This window comes from Ruegeria sp. CH11 (genome assembly GCF_056537105.1).
On record NZ_JBQFQX010000050.1, the window covers coordinates 1 to 1,499 of the forward strand.

Genomic DNA, 1,499 nt, shown 5'->3' on the forward strand with positions numbered 1-1,499 from the left:
GATAGTGTTGAAGAAGTCGCCGTTTGGGCGCGTTCAGGATGCGGACTCAATAGGCTTCCGCCTTCCCTTCATCCCGTCAGTCTAGGTTGTGGCACCAGCTTGGCGAGTTTCCGAAGGTTTTGGGCGGTTGCTGCGAGTTGAAACTGTTCATATGCGCCTTTGGGTCCACGTAGCCGCATCGTCGGCACGCCTATGTATCGTTTCAGATGTGCGAAGAGCATCTCAACCTTCCTTCTCTGAATGAACGAGGTCATGTACGCATCGGTCCTGCGGATATCGCGGGCGACGTCGCGAGCCGCTTCATGGACGGAACGAAGCACGTTCTGGGCTGGCTGATTTGGACAGCAATTTGCTTTCAATGGGCATGCGTCGCAGTCGTGCTTTGATGCACGATATTTAATGAAACCGCCTTTGCCGCCATTTGGCTTGCGCGGTTTGGAGAAGTTTCGCCGATATGTTCGCAGCTCTTTATTGCCGGGGCATGTGTAGCTGTCGGTCGTGGGGTCGTAGACGAAGTCTTCGCGCGAGAACGTGCCGTCCGTCCGTTTAGATTTATCCCACACCGGGATGTGCGGAGCGATGCCGCGCTCTTCCACCAACCAGCCCAGCATCTCCGCTGAGCCGTAGCCCGTATCGCCGACCAGCTTGTCCGGCGTCATGCCGAAGCGGTCCGTAATCCGGTCGATCATGCGTCGTGCAGCAAAGGCCTCAGCGGTTCGGATCGGAACCGATGGTTCAACATCGACGATCACCGCATTATCCAAATCCACCATATAGTTGGTGGAATATGCGAAGAAGGCAGCCCCACCGTCCGCGCCTGTCCAGCGTGCGGCGGGATCAACGGGTGAGATGTATTTGGGGACAACTTTGGTGGATGCGCCGAAAGCCGCATCATCCAGCGTTTCGAGATATTCCTCAACCACACGAGTGGCTAGGTCGGGCGGCAAACCCTCTTTGCTATCGACACCCCGCGTCTGGTTCGCATTCGCCGGGATCAGGCTGGCATCGACGCCGAAGCTATCGCCGCCAACCAGGCCCTCATCGATGCAGCGCCTCAGGACAGTCTCGAAGAGGTGGCGGAATAACCCGCACTCACGGAAACGCCCGTGTCGGTTCTTCGAGAAGGTCGAATGGTCTGGCACCGGATCGGTCAGATCGAGCTTGCAAAACCACCTGTAGGCCAGGTTGACATGCACCTCTTCGCAGAGCCGCCGCTCGGACCGAATGCCTTGGCAATAGCCCAACAACAGCATCCGGATCATCAACTCTGGATCAATCGAAGGACGACCGTGAGCGCTGTAGGACGGTGCCAGCAGGGGGCGAACTTCCGAAAGATCAAGGAAGCGATCAATGCCGCGTAACGGATGATCAGCAGGCACAAACTCTTCAATCGAGAACTCATAAAACAGCGCCCCTTGCGCCACCTGCCTCGGTCCCATCATCACCGCACCTCCACTCTCAAAAACGAGTGAATCAGCGACAGGCAAACCAATCAACGG

General features: G+C 57.1%; 1 protein-coding gene. It reads right to left on the reverse strand.

What is annotated here, in order from left to right; all coding sequences use genetic code 11:
- Positions 1 to 68: 68 nt before the first annotated feature.
- Positions 69 to 1,442: a transposase gene (locus ACR0LX_RS22935; protein ID WP_480785631.1), complete on the reverse strand. Its 1,374-nt coding sequence runs from the start codon at positions 1,440 to 1,442 to the stop codon at positions 69 to 71.
- Between the last annotated feature and the right edge of the window lie 57 nt (positions 1,443 to 1,499).

Bases quoted from the DNA above. Each gene is read 5' to 3' on its own strand.
- ACR0LX_RS22935 (WP_480785631.1), bottom strand. From the start codon at position 1,442: ATGATGGGACCGAGGCAGGTGGCGCAAGGGGCGCTGTTTTATGAGTTC.